The 25,065-nt window shown below is 42.6% G+C and carries 15 protein-coding genes; 12 read left to right on the forward strand and 3 right to left on the reverse strand.

Annotated elements, in window-relative coordinates:
- The first annotated feature begins 177 nt into the window (after positions 1–177).
- From DXA15_RS19345 to ychF, 4 genes are all read left to right on the forward strand, one after another.
- Positions 178–414: a DUF3791 domain-containing protein gene (locus tag DXA15_RS19345; RefSeq protein ID WP_009860504.1), complete on the forward strand. Its 237-nt coding sequence runs from the start codon at positions 178–180 to the stop codon at positions 412–414.
- Positions 411–569, forward strand: coding sequence for a DUF3990 domain-containing protein (locus tag DXA15_RS19350; protein ID WP_128135129.1), 159 nt, complete (start codon positions 411–413; stop codon positions 567–569). The genes DXA15_RS19345 and DXA15_RS19350 overlap by 4 nt, the downstream gene beginning before the upstream one ends.
- An 11-nt stretch (positions 570–580) precedes the next feature.
- Positions 581–793 carry a hypothetical protein gene (locus DXA15_RS19355; RefSeq protein ID WP_009860502.1) on the forward strand — a complete coding sequence of 71 codons (213 nt, stop codon included), beginning with the start codon at positions 581–583 and terminating at the stop codon, positions 791–793.
- A 134-nt stretch (positions 794–927) separates the two neighbouring features.
- Positions 928–2,031 carry a redox-regulated ATPase YchF gene (gene ychF, locus DXA15_RS19360; protein ID WP_128135130.1) on the forward strand — a complete coding sequence of 368 codons (1,104 nt, stop codon included), beginning with the start codon at positions 928–930 and terminating at the stop codon, positions 2,029–2,031.
- A gap of 53 nt (positions 2,032–2,084) precedes the next feature.
- Here ychF and DXA15_RS19365 read toward each other — a convergent pair whose 3' ends face one another.
- The 3 genes from DXA15_RS19365 to DXA15_RS19370 all read right to left on the reverse strand — a co-directional run bounded on the left by DXA15_RS19365 (position 2,085) and on the right by DXA15_RS19370 (position 9,158).
- Positions 2,085–4,628, reverse strand: coding sequence for an MG2 domain-containing protein (locus DXA15_RS19365; protein ID WP_128135131.1), 2,544 nt, complete (start codon positions 4,626–4,628; stop codon positions 2,085–2,087).
- Between the two features lie 538 nt (positions 4,629–5,166).
- Entirely contained in the window at positions 5,167–6,141 is a 975-nt protein-coding gene (locus tag DXA15_RS27015) for a response regulator (protein ID WP_233567454.1), read from the reverse strand.
- Positions 6,138–9,158: a sensor histidine kinase gene (locus DXA15_RS19370; RefSeq protein ID WP_233567455.1), complete on the reverse strand. Its 3,021-nt coding sequence runs from the start codon at positions 9,156–9,158 to the stop codon at positions 6,138–6,140. Before DXA15_RS19370 ends, DXA15_RS27015 begins: the two co-directional genes overlap by 4 nt.
- 225 nt (positions 9,159–9,383) lie before the next feature.
- Between DXA15_RS19370 and DXA15_RS19375 the strand changes: the two genes are divergently transcribed.
- From DXA15_RS19375 to DXA15_RS19410, 8 genes are all read left to right on the forward strand, one after another.
- On the forward strand, positions 9,384–12,671 hold the full coding sequence (locus DXA15_RS19375; RefSeq protein ID WP_128135132.1) for a SusC/RagA family TonB-linked outer membrane protein: 3,288 nt from the start codon (positions 9,384–9,386) through the stop codon (positions 12,669–12,671).
- A gap of 37 nt (positions 12,672–12,708) precedes the next feature.
- Positions 12,709–14,340: a SusD/RagB family nutrient-binding outer membrane lipoprotein gene (locus DXA15_RS19380; protein WP_128135133.1), complete on the forward strand. Its 1,632-nt coding sequence runs from the start codon at positions 12,709–12,711 to the stop codon at positions 14,338–14,340.
- A gap of 127 nt (positions 14,341–14,467) precedes the next feature.
- Positions 14,468–16,867, forward strand: coding sequence for a glycoside hydrolase family 3 N-terminal domain-containing protein (locus DXA15_RS19385; protein ID WP_128135134.1), 2,400 nt, complete (start codon positions 14,468–14,470; stop codon positions 16,865–16,867).
- A gap of 143 nt (positions 16,868–17,010) precedes the next feature.
- Entirely contained in the window at positions 17,011–17,592 is a 582-nt protein-coding gene (locus tag DXA15_RS19390) for an RNA polymerase sigma-70 factor (RefSeq protein ID WP_255419986.1), read from the forward strand.
- Between the two features lie 107 nt (positions 17,593–17,699).
- Positions 17,700–18,665 carry a FecR family protein gene (locus tag DXA15_RS19395; protein WP_128135135.1) on the forward strand — a complete coding sequence of 322 codons (966 nt, stop codon included), beginning with the start codon at positions 17,700–17,702 and terminating at the stop codon, positions 18,663–18,665.
- A gap of 235 nt (positions 18,666–18,900) precedes the next feature.
- A complete protein-coding gene (locus tag DXA15_RS19400) occupies positions 18,901–22,239 on the forward strand; it encodes a SusC/RagA family TonB-linked outer membrane protein (protein ID WP_128135136.1) in 3,339 nt (1,112 codons plus the stop codon).
- 12 nt (positions 22,240–22,251) lie between these two features.
- Positions 22,252–23,772, forward strand: coding sequence for a SusD/RagB family nutrient-binding outer membrane lipoprotein (locus DXA15_RS19405; protein WP_128135137.1), 1,521 nt, complete (start codon positions 22,252–22,254; stop codon positions 23,770–23,772).
- Positions 23,769–24,824 (forward strand): endonuclease/exonuclease/phosphatase family protein, encoded by a 1,056-nt coding sequence (locus DXA15_RS19410; RefSeq protein ID WP_128135138.1) that lies wholly within the window; start codon positions 23,769–23,771, stop codon positions 24,822–24,824. The genes DXA15_RS19405 and DXA15_RS19410 overlap by 4 nt, the downstream gene beginning before the upstream one ends.
- Positions 24,825–25,065: the final 241 nt, after the last annotated feature.

Consider the following 25,065-nt stretch of genomic DNA (forward strand, 5'->3'; position numbering starts at 1 on the left):
CTGCAAGATTACCTTTATTCCCCAATTACACAACTTTTTTTGAAATATTTTAATGATTTATGCCACAAAACATATTTTAATAGAAATTTTGGTGCGGTTGCCCTGGATAATCCCTGTTCTTGAAGAATATACAAGAAAGTGGTTATCTTTGTCAACTCCAATTAACAACAAAAATCTATGAGCGATGCAGAATATAATAATATGACACCCCGACAAATGGAATTTGCTGTTTTTTGTGTGATGTGCGTTGCTGAAGAACTGCAAAAACCGGCAACAGAAATATATGACCTCATGATGCAAAACCGGGTTCTGCAAGACTATATCGTCGAGTTTTATGATGTACTACACACACAAAGCCGGGAATATATAGTAGAAGATATTATCAACTTAATGAAAGAAAATCAGATTCTATGATTGTTTATCACGGTTCATATTGCAGGGTGAAGAGGCCGGAACTCACTTTCTCCCGGGAAAAGTTAGACTTTGGTAAAGGCTTCTATATAACCCCTATCCGCGAGCAGGCAGAACGTTGGAGCAATATCTGGTATTTAAAGAAGCAATCGATTTGATATAAAAAGTTATGGATGCAGTCGGAACATTAAAGCTACTGAAATATGCACGAATCATCAAAGGGTTCGCAGAGCAAATGAAAATACCTTACGCAAAAGCCATGGATTTATTTTTCCATTCCCTTACATTTCAATTATTGCAGGATGGAGAAGCCGATTTACATTGCCGAAGCGATTTGTATCTGATAGACGAACTCAAGTTGGAAATCTATGGGAAACTATGAATAACCTCTTCAATAAATGAAAATTGCACATATACAAGAAAGAATGGTTATCTTTGCCCGCTGAAAAAGTCTGCCGGACGGCAGCTTCTGAGATGAAACAATACGAATAGATAATAAAAACAACATACTAATTTATGGCATTACAATGTGGCATCGTAGGTCTTCCGAACGTTGGGAAGTCTACCCTTTTTAACTGCTTATCAAATGCAAAAGCACAATCAGCAAACTTCCCGTTCTGTACGATCGAACCGAACGTTGGTGTAATCACCGTTCCCGACGAGCGTCTGAACAAACTGGCGGAAATTGAACATCCGCAACGAGTGATCCCGACAACCGTCGAAATCGTCGACATCGCCGGCCTGGTGAAAGGTGCCAGCAAGGGCGAAGGACTGGGCAACAAATTCTTGGCCAATATCCGTGAAACCGACGCAATCCTCCATGTCTTGCGCTGCTTCGACGACGACAACATCGTGCATGTGGATGGCAAGGTAGACCCTGTGCGCGATAAAGAGATCATCGATGCCGAACTTCAGATCAAGGACCTCGAAACCATCGAAAGCCGCATCGCCAAAGTACAGAAACAGGCCCAGACAGGCGGCGACAAACAAGCCAAGCAAGCCTACGAAGTATTAGTCAAATACAAAGAAGCCTTGGAACAGGGCAAAAGCGCGCGTACGGTCACCTTCGAGACCAAAGACGAGCAAAAGATCGCCCACGACCTCTTCCTGCTGACCAGCAAACCGGTCATGTACATCTGCAACGTCGACGAAGCGAGTGCCGTCAGCGGCAATAAATATGTCGAAGCCGTGCGCGAAGCCGTCAAAGACGAAGATGCGCAAATCCTGGTCGTAGCTGCCAAGATCGAAAGCGAAATCGCCGAGTTCGAAACGTATGAAGAACGCCAGATGTTCCTCCAGGAGATCGGACTGGAAGAGTCGGGCGTGAACCGCCTCATCAAATCGGCCTACCGCTTGCTGAACCTACAAACCTTCCTGACCGCCGGTCCCGACGAATGCCGTGCCTGGACGTTCCTGAAAGGCTGGAAAGCCCCGCAATGTGCCGGTGTGATCCATACCGACTTCGAGAAAGGTTTCATCCGTGCCGAAGTAATCAAATACGACGACTATATCCACTACGGCTCGGAAACCGCCGTGAAGGAAGCCGGCAAGATGAGTGTGGAAGGCAAGGAATATGTCGTGCAAGATGGCGATATCATGCACTTCCGATTCAACGTGTAAAAAAGGAAAGCGGTGCCAGTCATACGATGGCACCGCTTTCCTTTTTCCACACATTACCGCTTATCTCCTACCCTTATCAGTTCCACAGAACAACCACCCTCTGAAACCGGTTCCACTTTAAAATAATCCGACATAGTAACAGTTTCTTTTATCCGGTCGGCAAATTGTTTAAACTGCTCTTTGGTTATACGATCCGACAATGCCTTATCCATTCCTAAAGAGACACGCAATATATCGCCTGCATCTGATATATAAATCCATACACTCAACAACCTATCTATTACCCCGAAATAATCTCCCAAGACATTCGAATAAATGGTTTCTATTTGTTCCTGAAACTGATTATAAAGCGGAATGCTTAAATAAGAAACATTTTTACTTTTCATCATTTCGATACGCTCGGCATAATCGAATCGATAAAGGATCTGCCTTCCCAAAAAATCACCTATCGTCACCTCTCCTTTTCCTGTCTCCCAATAAGGATGGAATCCGATGGGTAACGTGTATTCACAATACTTATCTTTCAAACGTGGTTCCATCAAAAAGTAATCGGCAATAGAAATCTCCGAAACCACTCTTCGGGCAAAATCCCTGAACTTTTCCTCCGAAATGTATGCCATATACTTATTCGAAACAGATAGGTTGACCCCGAAGCATGTCCCACCCCCAGTTATCATCAGCTCTACACGTGACCCAGGCATCTTCTCTCTTTGCTGAAATACATCACAGAAAAGATAATCCAGCTTATCTATAAGCAAAAGCACAGATTTATCAGAATGGGAAAAAAGCCCCTGTTTCCTCTTCTCCTTCTGGGAAGCATCATAAACTATTTTATAGGTGGTACTTAACGAACTGGATGTTTTTTCTACTTCCTGCGGTTTTGCATCCATACAAACAATCCGTCCGTCTTCCAGTATCCCTTCCAACACAACTCGATAGTTTGAGTGAGATGAGGGCATGTCGAACGATATGGAAAACTCCTTTTCCAACTTTACCGCCGGATTCCAATAGAAGATCGTATCTTTGTCCCTTCCTTTAACCTCCGACGGCTCTACACGTTTTTCAGATGACGCATCCACAGAACGGGTAGAAATCACTAACGCATGTTGCGGTGCCATTGTCAAATTATTCCTATCCACAATCGGTGAGCCTTCGCTTCCAAACATGGCCATCTTAGGGCCGGCAATAACCCCCATGAAGGTAATAGCAGAAGGCTCTATCTGATTGATATCAAAATAAGGTTGCATCACCTCATCATTGAACACCACCATACAACCGTTGCCCGTAGGCGTTGCCCCACCCGACAAAGCCCGATAATAGTTCCGATATTTGCTCATTCCCGGCAAACGAATCAACAACTCATCTGTAGTCGTTGCTTTCCTTCTCTCTATATCCTTCTTAGAAAGAGAAAAGGAACAATAGTGTTGATAACGGGAAAATCCTTTTTCGGAAGAAACCTTTTGCTTTCCATCTTCATCCAACCTGGTTGTTACCTGCCGATCGTCAGTTTCCGACAAAGCCGACTCATAAGGAATAGAAGGAACGACATAGCGGTTATTCAATACAGCTTCCATGTCATACCTCTTCCAAGATTGACGCATCACCGACAGGCCATCCTCAGGCACCTCCCCTTCCAACAAATCAGAAGTGAACAACATATTTGAATAGATGCCTGAAGAACCTGCAACTTTCTCCTTGCCCGCCACTACCGCTATGGAAACGTAATTATCTGAAGCAATCAGCGTACTATCCACTAAAAAGAAATGCAACGTCATCCGTTCCCCTTTCCGTTCGGCTTCGACCTTTATCTGTTCCTTCTCAGGTTGTCTCATGACAAGCAACCGTTCACTAAGCAAGCGATTCCTTCCATCCAACAAAAGCAATTGGGAAACACCGACAGGCAAACGATCCTTATCCAAACAAAGCGGTTCCTGCCCCGGTTTCCAGCTTGTCCAAGAAAGCAGTTCACCCCGCGTATGCAACAACAGATACAAAGAATCGGCAGGATAGGCTACACGATCCGATTGTGTCACCTCAATAGCGATCTTATCCGATACTTCTTTCACCTGCAAAACATAGTTTTCTTGCTCCAAAAGTACCGTTTCTTGCTCTGCAATCGGGCATGCTTCTGCCAACACCTGAATCGTCTGCCGGAACAGGTACTCTTTATTCCCCGTATTCCTCATATAATCCGTGTACCCTTGCACCCGATAACTACCCGCCTCCACCGCTTCGGGCAGCAACAAATAACCATGGAACAGATGTAACGAATCGGCACGCACCTTCGCCTGGCTCACCACCCGTTCTTCCCGGTCAGCCAATTCCACATATACATAACCACTCTTCGTCACCGACCGATGCGAAGCGGCATCCACCAGATAGGCTCTGAACCGGACCAGCTCGCCCGGTGCATACACATGTTTGTCCAAATGCAGGTAAAGTTTTTCTTGCGGAAACAAGGCCAACTGCGTTTGTAACTTCTCGGCAACAATCTCTGCCGTTTGTTGTGCACAAAGCGAGCTGTCACAGGGCACCTTTTGAGCACTTAGTGCCAGACACGAAAGCGACAGGACTAAATAAAACATTACTTCTCTCATAAGGTATCTTTTTACGCATATAATCTATGATATATTCCTTATAAAACCAAACAAAAATGTCTTTTTTTATGAAAAACGCTCTCCTACAATGGGGTTTTATATATTTACTTTCACCCTTCACCGATTATATTACATTGTAATACAAATGATTGCGATGAAGGACGGCGATTCATACCCTATAAGGTTGCGTCCGATCCCCTATACACTATCGGGCAGTACCTTATAGCATAGTAATCCTACCATTAGTCACACTACTGTGTCAGTATAGCTAGCACAATAGTGTGACTAATGGTAGGACTACTATGTGAATTATTCGAAAGCGTACGGTCTCCCAAACGAATAGGCATCGATTGCCCGGTGGATAACTATCCGTTCCGGAACGGATGCCTACTCATTCGAAAGGTTTCTTCTTCTGAGCATAAAAATAATCAGAAAAGGCAGACTTCACCACAAAAATATATAATACAATACATTACAGCTGTAAAGGATGAAGTTTAAAAATCATGGAGGGGGAAGAAAAGGATTCTTCTTGCTGATTTCAGGAAGAAGCATTCTTCGCTTTCTTGTACTGTAACGGAGTGACACCGAAATAATCCTTAAAGTTTTTCCCCATATAACTGGAACTGGAAAAGCCGGTCTTCCAACTGATCTCTGCAATGGTCAAATCGGTCGTTTCCAACAAATAGGCACATTTGCGGAGTTTAATCTGGATGATAAAGTCATTCAAGGTCAGGCCTGTTATCGCTTTAATCTTCATCCCCAAACGAGTACGGCCGATGGCTATTTCACGGCACCACATATCAATACTGAAATCCTGGTTCTCCATATTCTCTTCTATAATCCGTACAGAATCGTCCAAAAGTTGCTGATCCAAACGATTGGTCGCCAATTCAACAGGTTGTGATGCTGCCTCTGTACAGAAACGTGTTTGATAACTTTTCAAGTCGGCAATGATATTATGGCATTTCAACAAGAGCAAATTGATATTGAACGGTTTCATTATATAATCGTTTGCACCGCATTTAAGCCCATCCAAAGCACTCTCCAGATCGACACGGGCAGTCAGTAAGATGATCGGGATATGCGACGTTTCGAGTTTCCGCTTCAAGCGCTGGCACATCACTGTCCCGCTGATACCCGGCATCATCACGTCGCTGATGATAAGGTCCGGCTGCACCTCCTCTGCCATACGGATACCCTCTTCCCCATCACACGCCTTATATACTTTATATTGGATGGAGAAAGCCTCTTCCAATACTTGCAACAAATCTTCATTGTCTTCCACAAGCAGTACGGAAAGCGGCATCTCCGTTTCTTTCGTATCCGGCAGCTTATTTATAGATATGAGATCAGGGAAATCGGGTATCCCTACAATTTCATCTCGTTTTAGCTCTTGTACGGGCAGGATACCGGCTGGTTGTACTTCCGTCGATTTCTGCTCGGGCGTCAGATGCTCGTCTCCCAACCGCAATGTAACCGTAAAAGTCGTACCAACTCCCAACTCGCTCTTCACCTCGATCTGCCTTTATGCTGCATGATTATCTCTTGGGTCAGTGACAACCCGATACCACTTCCCGATAGGGATACGCCGGTCGCATTATCTGCTTGATAAAACCGTTCGAATATATGGGCCAGCTGGCTCTGGGGAATGCCAGAGCCAGTATCGGAGATACGTATCTCCGCAACTCCCTTTTTACGAAGTATGCTCACCATGACAGTCCCCTCTTTCGGGGTAAACTTAAACGCATTCGAAAGCAGGTTGTTAAATACTTTGCGTATCTGTACCGGATCGAACCAGACAGGTATCTCTTCATCCATCGTTTCCAACCTGTACTGGATCCGGTTCATCACGGCATAGTCCTTGAATGAATCGAATAGCTGACGCATGAAAACGACCAGGTTCTGCGGGCTTGCATGAAGAGGCATTTTCCCCTGTTCCAGCCGGCGGAAATCAAGAACTTCCGTAATAAGTTGCTGCATCTGTACCGTATATTGCCGAACCTTCAACAGCTTGCCCCGAAACGTACCACCCAGGTCATAGTTCTGCAAAATCAGGTCAACTTGGCTGACCATCAGCGTAAGCGGAGTGCGTAGTTCATGCGATATGTTGATATAGAATTTCAACTTCATCTGATTCAGTTTCTCTATACGCAATTTCTCCCTATGTTCCATTTCCAGTGAAGCTTTCAGCACGGCACGGCTTCGGTTAAAACGGATCAGCCAGACCAGGAACAGAAAAAACAACAAAGCATACAGGCTAAAAGCGTAAACCGAAGCATAAAAAGGAGGACGGACACGGATAGGCATGGCAATCAGTTTGCCGTCTCCCGCTTCCCTCAGTAGTAACTTATAATTTCCCGGAGGTATGGAGGTATACACTATTTGCTGATGGCGGGTACGTGTCCACTGTTTATCCAACCCTTCCAGCTTATATTCGAACAGGTTTTTATCGGCATACCGGTAGTTTGTCGAAGTAAATCCCAACGTGATGTTATTCCGGTCATGAGGCAGAGTTAGGCTGGAAACATATGGGACAGCTTCCTTCAGGATACTCGATGATGCCGACGGATGGATAGGTATATTATTCACGGACAAGCTGTTGAACGATATGGAATAAGGCACATCAACAGGAACCAGCCCGGACTCTTTCGTTGCAATCATGCCTTCCACCCCTCCGATAAAAATCATGCTGTCTTTGGGAGACAAATATATTCCACAATTGGAATTCAGCCGATGTAGCGGAAAAGAAGTACCAAGCAAAGTATGCATGCTTTTTCCCGTTTTCATATCCAGCAAGGTGATTCCTCGTATGGAAGTGACCAGCAAGCGCCCCATAGGAGTGACCAAGGCACGAAAAGGTTCGTTAGTCAACAAATGGCCTTGTTCCTGATTATAACATGTCCAAAAATCGTTCATCAAATCATAGCGTAAGACCCCCGTTCCCGTCACGGCAAAATAGAGATTTCCCCTGTTGTCACCGGTAATATGCAAAACCGGCTTCTTTCCAATCATATTCTTCACCGACGGTATCTCTTCCACAGTCCGGGTATCCATCCGAATACAAAGAACATCTTTATTGGCAGGAGTAAGCCACAGTCTGTTTTCGTCATCCAACCAAGCGGAACGGATGATTCCTGCAGAGCGGTCAAGAAGATCGGGATCTGAAAATAAAGGAGACAGCTGCTGGGTAGTCAAATCCAGCTGATATAACCCAGTCTGCGTAATAACAATCAGATTTCCCTGCCAAGGTATCAAATTCATAATAATCTGTTGCCCGTCATCTTGTAATACATCCGTCCCCAACTGTTTCAAACGCCCGGAAGAATAACAATATAAGCCATGCAGGAAAGTGCCGATATATAACCGGTCATGTTCAACGTCATACCAGACAGACTTGGTTGTTGGAGAAGGGATACGTGAAAGAACCGGGTCGTAACGTTTTACTTTCTGCGTCGTACGGTCCAGGCAGTTCAGCCGTCCATGTTCAGTAGCTATATACAAATTGCCATTCATATCCTCTGCCATCTGACCGAACAGGAAACCATCCAAACTCTCCGGACTATTGGGAGAAATGTCATAAAATGTATAATTGTCGGTATTCGGATTGAAGTAACTCAACCCGCCATAATAAGTTCCAACCCACATACCTCCCTGTTGATCTCTGAAAATCGCATACACCGATGAATGCTTCAACGACCAGGAAACCTGTTCTTTATGCGACAGATGATAACAATCCTGAAGAGACGGACTTACGACTGTAATACCGGCATAGGTACCGATCCAGATGTTCCCTTTGATATCCTGATTGATAGTACGGACCTGGTTATTGACAATCGGGTAAGCGGAATCATTCTCCCGGAAAGAAACCCACTCTCCTTCACAAAATACCTTAGCACCATTGGATAATGTACCGACCCACAACCTCCCCCTATTATCCACAAACAAAGAAGTGATAGATTCATTCTCCAACAAATTCCAACAAGTACCGTTTGAATAACGATACAATCCCTTTGTCGTAGCCAATAGCCAACCGCCATCTTTAAAATGCAGATCCCGAATAACCAGCGTTGAATCAGGTAAAGTACAGACCTTATCCGATACGCCATTGGGTGTATAATGGTACAATTCATTCTTATCTGCATAAAACAACGTCCCTTGATGGTATTCCAAGACATGTGCCAATACGGTAGTAAATCGGAATTCTTCCGTCCGTTGATTAAAAAGAACCAGATTCCTGTTAGCTAACATATAAATACAAGAATCTCCGTCTCCACAAATTCCATGAATATTGTTATCTTCGACCTCTTCCAAATAATCAGAAAGGCGGAAAGAGCGGACAATTCGTCCGTCGTACACATTAAAATTATCATTTCCAAACCAGATATACCCTTTTGCATCTTGATAAATGGAAATTGCCGATGGCTGTGTAAATACGTCGTTTAAATCGACGTGTTTAAAATAAAATTCTTTCGCCGACAACGGTAATAATGCATACAAACACAACAATATACATAAGTATCTGCCTCTCATAAACATAGATATTTAATGCAAAATAAATTCTTTTTTAAAAGAAAGCGACCAAAATCACGTATATTAACTAAAAGCCCAATAGTAATATCCATCAAAAAAATAACAATATCCGCCACAAACCATATTTACCATTCTATCAACAAATAATGATACCCTTTCTTTCCAATGCCTTCTAATTTTGCGACATTAATAAATATTCTTGAATCTAAGTAAAAAATTTTATTCATGAAAAAAGTTTTAATACCAATTGGACTTATTTTACTTTCCGGAGCATTTTCTCCTGCAATGCAAGCATTTGCAGCCGACAATAAGCCGGAAATTTCAGTAAACATCAGTCAACAGAAAAAACAGGTAACAGGTACCGTTGTTGACGAACTTGGCCCCGTAGCCGGTGCTGCCGTATCTATAAAAGGAAGCAGTGAAGGCACAATCACAGACATGGATGGTAAATTTACATTGAATGTAAATGAAGGTAGCATATTATCTATCTCTTTTATCGGTTATGTCACACAAGAAATCAAATACACAGGGCAAACTTCTCTGAACATAAAATTAGTAGAAGATACCCAGAAACTGGATGAAGTAGTGGTAACCGCCATGGGTATCAAAAAAGAAAAACGCGCTTTAAGTTATGCTATGAGCGAACTTAAATCAGAAGATATCCAGTTAGTACCGGTTCAAAACATCGCAAATTCTTTATATGGTAAGGCAGCCGGCGTACAGATTCAACAAACAGCTGCTGGTCCTACAGGTGGCACCAAAATCCAAATCCGTGGTATCAACTCCGTAGAAGGAAATAGCCGTCCGCTAATCGTTGTCGATGGTATTCCTATTAACGACACAGACTCTAACTGGGCAGGTCGCGAACGTAGTCAAACGCAAGAAGGTTCTGCACTTAATGACATTAACCCAGATGACATCGAATCGATGTCTATCTTAAAAGGTGCTAACGCTGCTGCTTTGTACGGTTCACGCGCGACCAATGGTGTAATCGTTATTACAACCAAACGTGGCGATGGCGCAAAAAAAGGATTGGGTATCCAAGTTAGCACTTCGTATACATACGACCAACGTGCTTACATGCCAGAATTCCAGAATGTGTTCGGAGGTGGTAGTACACCTTATTTCACAACCAACGAGAATGGAGAACCTATTTATACAGGTAGCACATACCGTAGTTTCGGTCCCCGTATGGACGGCACGGAAGTGATTTGGTGGGATGGCGTAAAACGCCCATTCTCTCCGCAACCGGATAACTACCGTGATATTTTCAAAGATGGTTACACCAATAACAACAGCATATCTATCACCAACGGAACCGATAAGAATAACATACGTTTATCTTATACAAACATGAATTATGCCGGTTATTTGGAAAACTTCAAACAGAACAAACACAACTTCAGTCTTTCCGGCAATTTTAAAGTTCATGAACGTTTAACTTTCGATGCATCTGTCTCTTTCAATATTTCAGATACAAAGAATCCTCCTACACGTATCGACCGTGTATCAAATTATCCGATGCCTCGTAACGAAATAGCTCAATTATGGAAAGATAATTACAAAAATTCCGAAGGCTATTACCTAACAGATGAAATCAGCGGTATCAGTTCCGGAAACCGTGACAATATCATCAACTATCTATTGTGGCAACAAAACGAAAACGAATACACGACAAAACGTGAACGTTTAATTGCTTCTTTATCTGCTAATTTGAAAATTTTCGACTTCTTAAACTTCCGCTTGCGTGGAGGTACAGACCGTTATTCGGACAAAAAAGAAGACAAGGAAATGTTTAAACAGTATTCCGATCCAGCGGATATGAACAATTTACAAGGTAGTTACCGCAAAGTAGACAATCACTACCAAAAGAATTATATCGAAGGTTTGTTGATGTTCAACAAAACATTCGCTGAAGACTACGATGTGACAGCCAACTTGGGTATATCCGGCGAAGACATATCAGAAACAGGGCTGACCTGGAGTTCACATGGTTTGAAATACAACGGTATGTTTTCAACCAATAACAATAAGAGAGACCCGAAAGCAGCTGGCAGAGACAGTGGATATAACAGGGGTGAGTTTTTAGGAGCCGTATTTGCTTCTGCGCAATTGGCATATAAACGCTTTTTGTATTTAGATTTAACTGCCCGTAATGACTGGTCATCTCGATTGACAGCTGGCAACCGTAGTTTCTTCTACCCTTCCGCTGGTTTGAGTTTTGTGTTTACTGAGGCTTTGGATCTGCCAGATTGGTGGAATTATGGAAAGGTAAGAGGTTCATACGCCGTTGTAGGTAATACAACTCCTTCTCTCTATTTTACAAATACAGCATATACGTATGGTTCATTCAACAATACTGCTATTACCAACCAGTTTGATGCAACTGTACCTCCGACAAATATTGTTCCGGAAAAGACATACTCTTGGGAATTTGGTTTGGAAAGCCGCATGTTCAACAGCCGCTTAGGTTTTGATTTCGCTTATTATACCAATAAAACCAAAAACCAAATCATCTCTGTTCCTATTACACCTTCAACAGGTGCAACAGCTATGCGTATGAATGCCGGTGAGATCGGGAACTATGGGGTCGAACTCCAAGTCACAGGTGTACCAGTGGAAACAAAAGATTTCTCATGGGAAAGTGTGTTGAACTTCTCATACACTCATAATGAGTTAATTTCATTGGCGGATGGACTGGAAGACCGTCTCCTCAGTAATCCTTGGAGTGCTGCAAACTTTAAAGCTGTCCCAGGATATGCAACCCCGAGTGTATATATCCGTAAATGGATACGTGATGATAACGGTAATATGGTTGTAGACAAAAATGGTAATTATCAGCAAGAAGGAGAATTTACTTATGCCGGAAGCGCGGCACCGAAGTTCATCGCCGGTTTCACCAACACATTCCGCTACAAGAATTTCTCCCTGAGCGCACATATTGACGGATCATTCGGTGGTAAGTTGCTTTCTCTCACAAACAACTTCCTGAAATCAAGCGGTGCCGGAAAAGAATCATTGTTCGGCCGTGATGAAGAATATGGTGGTTTGGCCTACTACATCGACAAAGACACCCAGCAAAAAATCGCATTGGACAGCCACAATGCTTCAGCTCCGGCAAATGCGTTGAACGGCCGTGTCCATCACGATGGTATTATTGCTCCAGGTGTAAAAGAAGATGGTAGCAAAAATGACATCATCGTAGCAGCTGCCGATTATTACAATTCACGCTATAACCGTAACGGTTCTGAAGATAACTTGTATGATAATACATATATCAAATTGCGTGAATTAAAACTTTCTTACCAACTTCCTAATCAATGGATTTCTAAAATTGGTTTGCAAAACTTAAATTTATCACTCATTGGTAACAACTTGTTTTTCATCTACAAGAGCGTTCCAAATGTGAACCCGGAAGCTACATTAGGAACAGGAGGTACAAACCCATATGTGGAATATACAACTTATCCGTCAGCTCGTAGTTTCGGTTTTTCGATTAAAACTAGCTTTTAATCTCTTAAAGTTTAAATAATACTAATAAAATAAATTTATGAAACAGACAATATATAGCCTATTGTTAGGTTCCATGATAGCTTTCTCATCCTGTTCCGACAAATTGGATGAAAAGCATGATAACCCAGATGCGTTTACATCTGCTCACATTGAATACCTGTTTGCCAGGGGAGCACAACGCACGTTGGAAATTGATTATGCGGATACATACAATCTTAATTTCCGTCGTATAGGATCGTATTTGCAAACGACTGCACGTCAAGAAGGTGAAAACCGCAACAACCTATATCAAAATATACAAGACGATTTAGGACGGTGGGAAAATTATTACGTGACACGTATGAGTACACTGACGGAAATTGATAAAATCTATGCGACCCTACCGGCAGATGAACAAAACAGTTATCGGATTTATTTAGAAGCAGGCAAAATATTGAAAGCTTTTAATACAGCCATAGCTACTGACTTTTTTGGGAATATGCCTTATACGGAAGCATTCACTGCTCGTAATGTAATCTATGGTGGAGACGTCATCTACCGCCCGAAATACGATACGCAAAAAGATATTTACTATACAATTCTTGACGATTTGAAAGAAGCTGCTTCTTATTTTAAAACAGCAACAACGAATGAGACATTCAACCGGCAAGATATCGTTTACAATGGAAATTGCAATGGTTGGTATAAGTTTGCCAATTCTTTGCGCTTGCGTTATGCCATGCGCATATCCAATGTGGATCCGGAAAAGGCAAGAAGTGTGTTGTCCGAACTTTCTTTCGACCAGCTGATTACCAGCAATAGTGATAATGCTGACATTACTGTTTCCGGTCAAGATGTTGCTCCCGATGCTTTGTGGCGCGCCATGAGAGAAAGTCATTCTACCGGACAAGGTTTTTATATGTATGCCCCGGAAAAAATGGTCAATATGTTCAAAGAGGTTAACGACCCGCGTTTATATGTTTTGTATCAACCGGGAACAGATGACAATGGTGATGTATATGAAGGCCAGACGGAAATCATTGGTTACCCTGCTTCTGCAGACGAGGCTATTGACTTGATCAATGAATATAACGGCAAACCGGCAAGTGATCCTACAAAAATTCCTTTGCGCCAAATCTACGGATGTTTGAATACTGTTACATTCCGTGAAAACTACCAATTCCCGTCTGGTATCGGTATGACAGCCGCTGAGACTTATTTATGCTTGGCAGAAGCCGCTCAAAGAGGCTTGTTCAATGGCAACGCCGAAGAGTTCTACAATAAAGGTATCATGCTTTCCGTTCAGAATTATTATAGTTATTACAAAAATAGTGATGCAGAAGATAAAAACGAAACCATTGCCAATACAGATGTTTCCGATGCAACATTAAGTAATTGGATCGTTTCTTCTTCGCTCAAATATAATCCTTCCAAAGGCTTGGAACAAATTGCTACTCAGAAATGGATGCATTTGAACTTTGTACAGATCTATGAAAACTGGGCTGAATATCGTCGTACAGACCTGCCCATCTTAGACGATGACCGTCAAAGCGGTACACTATTGAACAAAGAAAATGCACCAGTACGTGTTTTATATCCAAGTATAGAAGCTTCTATGAACACGGAAAATTACAATGCACAATCTGAATACAACAAAATCAATGCTCACCTATGGTGGGATATAAAGTAATATCTATTTCAACAAATTGATGGTTTGACCGTATGGTTAATAATTGTTACATTTGTATCAATATTATAACCATACGGTTTTTTATAAATATATCAAAGAATAAACAGAATAATATCCAAAGGAAAACATGAATGTGAAGTATCTATTACTAGCTGCCGCCTGTCTGGGTAGTGTGACTATACAAGCGAAAGACTCGATTTACAAAAAAGGGTGGATAGACCTCAACAAGAACGGTGTAAAAGACGTTTATGAAGATCCCGAAGCTCCTATCGAAGCGCGTGTACAAGACCTTCTGAACCAGATGACACTGGAAGAAAAAAGTTGCCAGATGGCCACCCTCTACGGCTTCGGGCGTGTCCTGAAAGATTCCCTGCCCACCGAAGGATGGAAGAATGAGATCTGGAAAGACGGTATCGCCAATATCGACGAACAACTGAACGGCGTGGGAAGCGCCCGCCGCCGCACACCCGACCTGATCTACCCGTTCAGCAACCATGCCGAAACGATCAACAAAACGCAGCGCTGGTTCATCGAAGAAACACGCCTGGGTATCCCTGTGGACTTCTCCAACGAAGGCATCCACGGCTTGAACCATACCAAGGCAACTCCCCTGCCCGCTCCTATCAGTATCGGCAGTACCTGGAACCGCGACCTGGTTCATCAGGCGGGAAATATAGCCGGTAAGGAAGCAAAAGCGCTAGGATACAATAATGTGTACGCTCCCATCCTCGACGTAGCCCGCGATCCGCGCTGGGGACGTGTGTTGGAGACCTACGGGGAAGACCCTTATCTGGTAGGCGAACTGGGCACACAGATGGTAAAAGGTATCCAGCAGAACGGTGTAGCTTCCACGTTGAAACATTTTGCCGTTTACAGCATTCCGAAGGGTGGCCGCGATGCCGCCGTCCGTACCGACCCGCATGTGGCTCCCCGCGAACTGCATGAGATCCATCTCTATCCTTTCAAAAGAGTCGTCCAGAAAGCGCATCCGAAAGGTGTAATGAGCAGTTATAACGACTGGGACGGTGTGCCTGTAACAGCCAGCTATTATTTCCTGACACAGCTGTTGCGCCAGGAGTATGGTTTCAAAGGATACATAGTAAGTGACAGTGAAGCGGTCGAGTTCGTTCAGACCAAACACCATGTAGCCGATTCTTATGAAGAAGCCGTACGCCAGGTAGTGGAAGCCGGCCTGAACGTCCGCACCAACTTCACGCATCCGAAAGACTATATCCTGCCGGTACGTAAACTAGTGAAAGAAGGTAAACTCTCCATGAAATCGGTCGACCGCATGGTTGCCGACGTATTGCGCGTTAAATTCGAACTGGGACTGTTCGATTCACCGTATGTAAAAGACCCGAAAGCCGCCGATAAGATTGTCGGAGCCGACAAACATCGCGACTTCGTACTGGATATGCAGAAACAATCCCTCGTATTGCTGAAAAACGAAAACAACCTGCTCCCATTGGATAAGAACCAGACGAAAAAGGTTCTTATAGCCGGTCCGTTAGCCAAGGAAACGAACTATATGATCAGCCGTTACGGACCTCAGGGACTGGATAACATCACGGTTTACGACGGCATCAAAGACTATCTGGGCAACCAGACAGAAGTTGTTTACGCCAAAGGCTGCGAAGTGAAAGATGCCAACTGGCCCGACAGCGAAATCGTCCCGACTCCGCTAACCGAGGAGGAAAAGAAAGGGATTGCCGAAGCCGCCACCGCTGCCGCCGATTGTGACGTTATCATTGCCGTACTGGGAGAAGACGAATCCTGCACTGGCGAAAGCAAATCCCGCACTGGCCTCGACCTTCCGGGCCGTCAGCAACAACTGCTAGAAGTATTACACGCCACCGGCAAACCGGTCGTGCTCGTCCTGATCAACGGACAGCCGCTGACTATCAACTGGGCTGACCGTAACATTCCTTCTATCCTGGAAGCCTGGTTCCCCGGACAGTTAGGCGGAGAAGCGATCGCACAAACCTTATTCGGCGATTATAACCCAGGCGGACGTCTGTCTGTTACCTTCCCCCGTTCAATCGGACAGATCGAGTTCAACTTCCCGTTCAAACCGGGTTCACAGGACGGCCAATACTTCGAAGGTCCTAACGGTTCAGGAAGAACCCGTGTAAACGGTGCTCTTTACCCGTTCGGCTACGGATTGAGCTATACCACCTTTGCTTATTCAAACCTTTCCGTAAAACAGGAAACACCCTATTCGCAAAGTCCTGTAACCGTTACCGTAGATGTCACCAACACAGGCAAACGTGCCGGTGACGAAGTCGTACAGTTATATATCCGCGACAAAGTAAGCAGCGTAATCGCTTACGAATCCGTGCTACGCGGCTTTGAACGTATCTCCCTGCAACCGGGCGAGACAAAGACCGTATCCTTCGTCCTCTTGCCGGAAGACCTGCAAATTCTCGACAGACATATGGAATGGACAGTCGAACCGGGCGAATTTGAAGTCCGCATCGGAGCCTCTTCCAACGATATCAAATTAAAAGAGACTTTTGTTGTAAAGTAAAAGACAGGTAATCATAGCCTATCCGCATATTTTATTCCCTCCTGCTTTCGGAACAATTCAGAGATTTCGCAAAGTAAGAGGGAATATTTATTTGAAAAAAGAAAGATTAATTATCTTTGCCACAGAGATAAAGGAGAAAAGGCTTGAAAAATCACGATATACAACAGACGAGCTCACTGGAAACACAAAAATGTTTCTCACAGATCTACTCTACATACTTTATCAAAATGACACGCTTCTCACAGGCTTATGTCATTGCTGAAGAAGATGCGGAGAATATCGTACAAGATATTTTCCTCTATCTATGGGAGCATCCGGAAGTTTTTAGAACGATTGATAACATGGATGCCTTCCTGTTTACCCTGGTCAAAAACAGATGTCTGAATTTCCTTAAACACAGCCTGTATATAAACGAAAAGAAAAGAACCCTGGAAACGGCTGAAGAGAAGGAAATGCAAATGAATTTATATTCACTCCAACAATTCGACGAATCATTCCTCACGATTTCCGAGGTTGAGAATCTGATCGACGAAGTGATCGGTAAATTACCGGAACGTTGCAGGGAAATATTTATCCTCAGCCGCATGGAGGGATTAAAATATAAAGAGATTGCCGAGCGATTGGATATATCCGTCAATACGGTTGAGAATCAGATGTCTATTGCCTTACGCAAATTAAAAGTCGAGTTAAAAGACTACCTACCTCTCCTGCTTTTCATCGTATAAGAAGACGGTAATATTCCGCCCGCATCAAAAAAACAACTTTTTTTCATTTTCTTTTGGTGGTAACTTCCGATACTTTTGTCTTTAATATAGAGACAAACAATTTTGCCATGAATGACAGATTAGATAAATATTTCTCCGGAGAGATGCCCGCTACTGAAAAGACTGCGTTTTTCCAACTGCTGGAAACAGATCCGGAGGCCAAAAAGGAATTTGCCCGCACCAAGAATGCACTCGCAATCTCCGAACTGATCGACCGGAAAGAAGATGAAGCAAAGACCATCAGAGGCATCCGCGAATTCGACAGGCGGCTGGGCAAACGCTCCGCCAGACAATTCCGGATCAATCTCTTGAAATATGCTGCCATAGCATTGATCCTGATAACCGGCTCCTGGTTTGCCTCCCAGCAATACACCCGGCATCAGCAGAAGATGCTGTTCACCGAAATAAACGTTCCCAAAGGACAGCGTGTAAACATGACATTGGCCGACGGCACATCCGTCTGGTTAAGCCCGCGAAGCAAAATCAGAATACCTAATGAATTTCAGGGGAATAACCGCACAGTCGAGTTAGACGGGGAAGGATACTTCTCGGTGACAAAAGACCCTAAACGGCCATTCATCGTCAAGACGCAGCAGTTTAATGTAGAAGTATTGGGCACAGAATTCAACGTGTTTGCCTATACTGAGATACCACGCTTTGAAACCAACCTGGTCGAAGGTTCCGTACTTGTATACAACAAAGACAACAGGAATGAAATGATCCGGCTGAAACCCAACGAGAAAGTATCGGTCATCAACGATGTCATGGTCAAATCGAGTTCCGATTTTGACAATAAAGATTACCTGGAAAGCGGTATTTTCAGTTTCAGAGCAAAGCCTTTTGTAGAAATACTGGACTGTCTGTCACTCTGGTATAATGTCAGATTCAAAGTGACCGGAACAATTGCTCTTACCCAGAAAATATCCGGTAAATTCCGGCAAAGCGAAGAAATAGAGAAAATACTAGGTGCTTTACAGAATGTTTACCATTTCAATTTTAAGAGAATATCTGAAAATGAATTTGAAATCTATTGATCAACATATGTCTAACCGATAAAAACGAATGCCCATGAAGTAAAAAAACAACTATCATGATAGGGCCAAAAAGGGTAAGTGCTGGAATCACTTACCCTACAGAGCCAATACTATCAAATCCATTTCGAGACAGATAACAGTATCAACTTTAAACTATCAGCAAAGTTATGAAAAAAACTTGTTGCAACTATGCTATGTATTTAAACATGATGAATTAACACACATTATTCATATTATGAGATTATCCGTGTTTTTTGTATTCGTACTATTTTTCCAGCTACATGCGGTCAATACGCATTCGCAGGAAGCACGAATCACCATCACCAGAAATAATCTTTCATTCGGTGAACTGATTACCGAAATAGAAAGACAGACCGATTATTTGTTCCTGTACGGCGATAAGGATATCAACCTGTCCCAGCCTGTCCAGGTCGATGCGAAAAACAAAACAGTGAAAGAGGTTTTGGACAATGTCCTGACAAACAAAGGACTTACCTACAAAGTACTGGATAACTACATATCCATACATTCAACGAAAAACAAACGTTCCATCTCCTACTCCGAGCCGCCGGCCGGCACTCCTCAGGTTCCCGTTATCAAAGTCACAGGGACCGTGGTAGACCAGTCGAACACTCCCATTATCGGAGCCAACGTGCTTCTGAAAGGAAGTACCTCAACCGGGACAGTGACCGATATCGACGGTCATTTCTCGATCGAAGTTCCGGCAAATGCCCATCTTGTATTCTCTTATATCGGCTATCAAAACAAGGATATCGCCGTCAATAATCAAAAGACATTGTTAATCTCCTTACTGGAAGATTCTAAAAACCTGGAAGAAGTCGTCGTCACCGCCCTGGGTATCAAACGCTCGGAGAAAGCGTTGGGATATGCGGTACAGAAAGTTGGGGGAGATAAAATGACTACTGTAAAATCAGTTGACGTAGGAACTGCGCTTACAGGAAAAATCGCAGGTTTGAATGTACAGAACAGTACCGAATTCAACGAAGCTCCCTCCATCCTACTGCGAGGTGAAGAACCGTTATTGGTTATCGATGGCGTTCCCTACAATAATATCACATTGAGAGATATCGCATCCGACGATATAGAATCCGTTGATGTTTTAAAAGGAGCGACTGCATCTGCTCTTTACGGTTCCCGAGGTGGTTCCGGAGCCATTATGGTCACAACCAAAAAAGGAAAAGAAGAAGGGCTGAATATAGATGTTAACAGCAGTACCATGTTTGAAGCCGGTTTTTTAAAATTACCCAAAGTACAAACTTCATACAGTGCGGGGGCATATGGAAAATACAATTCAAACGAATTACTCTGGGGAGACAAATTAGATATTGGCAGAACCGCAGAACAATACGATCCCTATACTTATGAATGGAGGGAAATGCCTCTGGTATCAAAAGGGAAAAATAACTTCAAGAACTTTCTTGAATTCAGTTTTGTAACAAACAACAATGTAAGTGTTACTCAAAAAGGGAAATACGGTAGTTTCCGGACTTCATTGACTCATATTTATAATAAGGGGCAATATCCGAATACCAAACTGAACAAACTCACCTATACTGTTGGCGGAGATATGAAATTCAAAAATTTATCCGTAGAAGGAGGATTGACATACAACAAAAGGTTTTATCCCAACGACTTTGGAACTGGATACGGTGCAGGTGGCTACATATATAACCTATTGGTATGGAACGGAAGCGATCTGGATATAAGAGATTACAAAAACTACTGGATAAAAGACAAAGAGAATGAGCAGCAAAACTGGCCCAATACACTTTGGTATGATAATCCCTATTTCATTGCAAATGAAATAATCCACTCAAGTGATTACGATATAGTTAACGGTTATTTATCGGCCAACTATTCAATTAAACCATGGCTGAAAGTATCGCTTCGCTCCGGATTGGATATGTATAGTAACCGGGAAAAGTGGAGAAATTCTATCGGAGCAGCAGGGGGCTGGGAGAGAAAAGGATATTATGTAGAAAAACGTTCCGGAGGATACAGTATCAATAATGATTTCCTGATTACTGCCGATCACAAATTCGGAAATATCTCCTTAGACGGTTTTGTAGGAGGAACAATCTATTTCTATCAGAACGACTGGTTGCAAAATGAAACACAAAACGGATTGACCGTACCTGGTTATTATTCACTGTATGGATCTGTCGATCCTGTTAAAATGAATAGTGCTTTAGAGAAAAAACAGGTAAACAGTATATATGGTAAAGCCTCTGCTGCATGGAAAAGCACATTCTTTTTAGATATAACTGCACGAAATGACTGGTCATCCACCTTACCCTCTGAAACCCGTTCGTATTTCTATCCTTCCGTATCAGCCAGTGTCGTGCTGTCTGAATTTATACCGATGCCTTCATGGATTGATTTCTGGAAGATGAGAGGATCATGGACTCAAACTAAAAAAGATTTGTCAATATATGAAACCAACAGGGCATATACCATTAAAAACAATAGTTGGGACGGCCTGAACGGTGCAACTTATCCTACTAAAATCAGAGGAGTTCTAATCAACCCCAGCAGCACACGTTCATTCGAAATCGGTACGGCACTGCATTTCCTGAAAAACAGATTGAATCTTGATATCGCTTATTATCAGAAACTATTCTATAACCTGACGACAGATGCACAAATAAGTGATGCCAGCGGATTCCAATCTACTTTGATCAATATTGACGAGGAACATACCCGTAAAGGAGTAGAAATTTCCCTCAATGCCAATATTTACAAAGACAAAAACTGGGATTGGAACGCAGCAGTCAACTGGTCACTAGACAGATATTATTATTCAAAAATCGATCCGACATACTCAACCCAGAAAGACTGGGTAAAGAAAGGAGAACGCTGGGACTGGCTCGACTGTTATGATTGGGAACGCGACCCGGACGGAAACATCATCCATGAAAACGGTTATCCTATCGCTAGCCAATACACATCCAAAGCAGGACATACGAATCCGGACTGGATATTCGGATTCAGTAATTCCTTGAAATATAAAAATGTAACTCTCTCCTTTACCATCGACGGCCGGATTGGAGGAATGTCGCATTCTGTAATCGATCAAGCGCTGTGGATGTCGGGGGCCCATATTGGCACTGATAATCAATACAGATACGAAGAAGTTGTAAATGGGAACAGAACTTTCATCGGTGAAGGTGTAAAAGTCGTTTCAGGTAGTGTCGACCGTGATTCGAATGGAAATATCATCAGAGACGACCGTGTGTTTGCTCCTAACGACAAAGTTGTCTCATATGAAAGTTACATGAATCTATACAGTGGAACAGGAAATGTCTGGCAAGCCAGAAAACAATATCTCTATGACCAAACATTCATTAAGTTAAGAGAATTGGCACTTACATACAATCTTCCGTCAAATTTATGCAACAAACTGAAAATGAAACATGCTTCCGTTTCATTGATAGGAAATAATCTGTTCATCTGGACGAAAGATTTCAAATATTCCGATCCTGACAAATCGAAAGAGAATCTGAATTCTCCTTCTTTACGAATGATAGGATGCAATTTAAAGGTTAATTTCTAAAAGATACTGAATATGAAAAAGATAAAATCAATAGTATACTTCATCCTTTGCGCGATGATATCCGGTTGCTCCAATTTCGATCACCTGAATACGAATCCGAATACCGTAGAAACAGCAACATCTTCTCTGTTAGCAACTTCAGTAATACTGGATATAGTCAGTCCTGACGGATATGCTGCGAACTTTATTCAGGATGCTTGTTTAGCCAAACAAATGATTTGGTTGGAGTATTTGCATGACTATAATTATAATGTACTGGGACGAGCCAGTTTTTCCGGATACACTATGCTCATCAACGCTGACAAGATGAAAGAACTGGCAAAAGAAGAATACAAAGACGCATATGAAGCATTGGCTTTATTTGCTAAATCATATAAGTTATTCTACTTGTCCATGCAAGTCGGTGACATACCTCTCAGCGATGCCCTCCAGGGAGAATCTAACAATACAAAGCCACGGTATGACTCCCAGGAAGAGGTAATGAAAACAATTCTGGACGATCTTGAAACAGCATCCCGTTTGTTTTCTCTTGCCAACTCATTCGATGGAGATCCGGTATTTCAGGGTGATGTTTCGAAATGGGAAAAGGTGACCAATACATTCCGGCTAAAAGTCCTGATGTATTTGTCGAAAAAGGAGAACGATCCCGGATTAAACAGTAAAGAACGTTTTGCCCGGATCTTCAACAATGAACCATTGATGGAATCCAACAAAGATAACCTCCAATTGGTATTTTCCGATAAATCCGGACAGTTGTACCCATACAATAAAGCAACATCCAAACATCATGTTTATGCAACAATCTCCAGCATCGTCATAGATACGTTAAAGGCATATAACGATTACCGCCTTTTCTATTTTGCCCAGCCAGCTAAAACAATGACAGAAAAGGGGCTGCAACCAGACAATGCCGATGCTTATATCGGTCTTGATCCGGTAGCTGATTTCTCAGATATAAAATCAGAATATGCCAAAGGGGCTTATTCGGCAATCAATTTAAGATATACCGATATTCCGGCCGGTGAACCTTATACACGTGTCGGTTATGCAGAGCAATGTTTCATTCTGGCAGAAGCTATACTGAGAGGCTGTATCAATGGAAATGCGACGGAATATTACAATGCCGGAATCAAGGCTTCAATGACATTCATCGCAGAAAACACACCCGATGACGAAATGTATCACCACGGCAAAATAATTACGGAAGACTATATCGATACTTACCTGAACAGTGAGCCTGTCATACTAAAAGGCGATACGGAACACAAGATTAAACAAATCATTGTCCAGAAATATCTTACTTATTATATGCAATATCCTTTCGACGCATATTATGAATACAGAAGAACCGGTTATCCGGTTTTACCGATCAATCCTCTTACCAACCGGAATGCAGAAAAAGATAAAATTCCAGTCCGGTGGATGTATCCTACAAAAGAATTCGATTACAACAAAGAAAACGTGGATAACGCTGTTGCATCACAATATGAAGGGATTGATAATAATAACAAAATAATGTGGATACTGAAATGAAAAGCATTATAAGCCTGGTGATCATTATTTCCATGTTGCCCTTCTCCGTTTACAGTACCACAGAAAAAAACGATACTCTGAAAGTACTGCAATTAAATTTATGGGGACAAGGGGAAACCGTTCCCAACGGAGTTAAGGGTATTGTAGATATCATTGACCAGACAGATCCGGACATTGCTTTCCTCTGTGAGATATTCAGCCAAAAAGAAAAACACTTCATGGATTATCTCACCAGTGAATTGAAAAAGAGAGGCAAACAGTATTATGGCGAAAATCTTAAACAGACGATGGGCGTCTTGTCAAAGGTCAAAATGGATGAAGTCAGTTCATGTTTCACACTTGCCGATGAATCAAGGCCTAATCCTGTTTGTAAAGCGACAATCAGTTTGGGTTCAAAGAAACTGATAGCATATTCCGTACATTGGGACTGGACACATTATGAATGTTATCTTCCCCGGGGTTACAGCGGTACAACCTGGAAAAAACTGCCGGCACCGGTAAATGATGCAGACTCTGTACTGGCAGCCAATAGAATTTCTTTCCGCGATGAAGGTGTCAAAGCCTTATTGGAAGATGCCGGAAAAGAAATTAAAAAAGGTAACCTGGTCGTATTAGGCGGCGATTTCAACGAACCGTCGCATCTGGATTGGCAACAAAATACCAAGGATATGAGAGATCATAACGGTTTGGTTATAAACTGGGACTGCTCCGTATTACTTTATGAAGCTGGATTCAAAGATGCTTACCGCGAAATATATCCTGATGCAGTAACACATCCCGGATTTACATTCCCAGCCGGAAATAAAGATGCAGACCTGAATAAGCTGGTCTGGCTGCCTGATATGGACGAAAGGGATAGAATAGATTTCATTTATTATTATCCTGATCCCTCACTGAGTCTGGACAATGCAGTCATCGTAGGCCCGTCCCAGAATATATTGAAAGGAGAAATTATTGAGAATGATTCTGAAGATCAGTTCATAAAGCCAACCGGAATATGGCCCAGTGATCATAAAGGGATGTTCAGCACATTCTTAATAAAAAACAATTAATTAGCTCAATATACCAGTTATAAGCCAGGGCAACCGCACCAAAATTTCTATTAAAATATGTTTTGTGGCATAAATCATTAAAATATTTCAAAAAAAGTTGTGTAATTGGGGAATAAAGGTAATCTTGCAGATAGAAAAGTCTTAACTATGAAAATAGAACCTTAACGACTGGATTTTTTACGTGAAGATTTTGCAAACCAAAGTCTCTTGACTATGATTCGTGAGATCTTATAAGAGGTCT

Source organism: Parabacteroides sp. AM58-2XD, from assembly GCF_003463685.1.
Lineage (GTDB): Bacteria > Bacteroidota > Bacteroidia > Bacteroidales > Tannerellaceae > Parabacteroides > Parabacteroides segnis.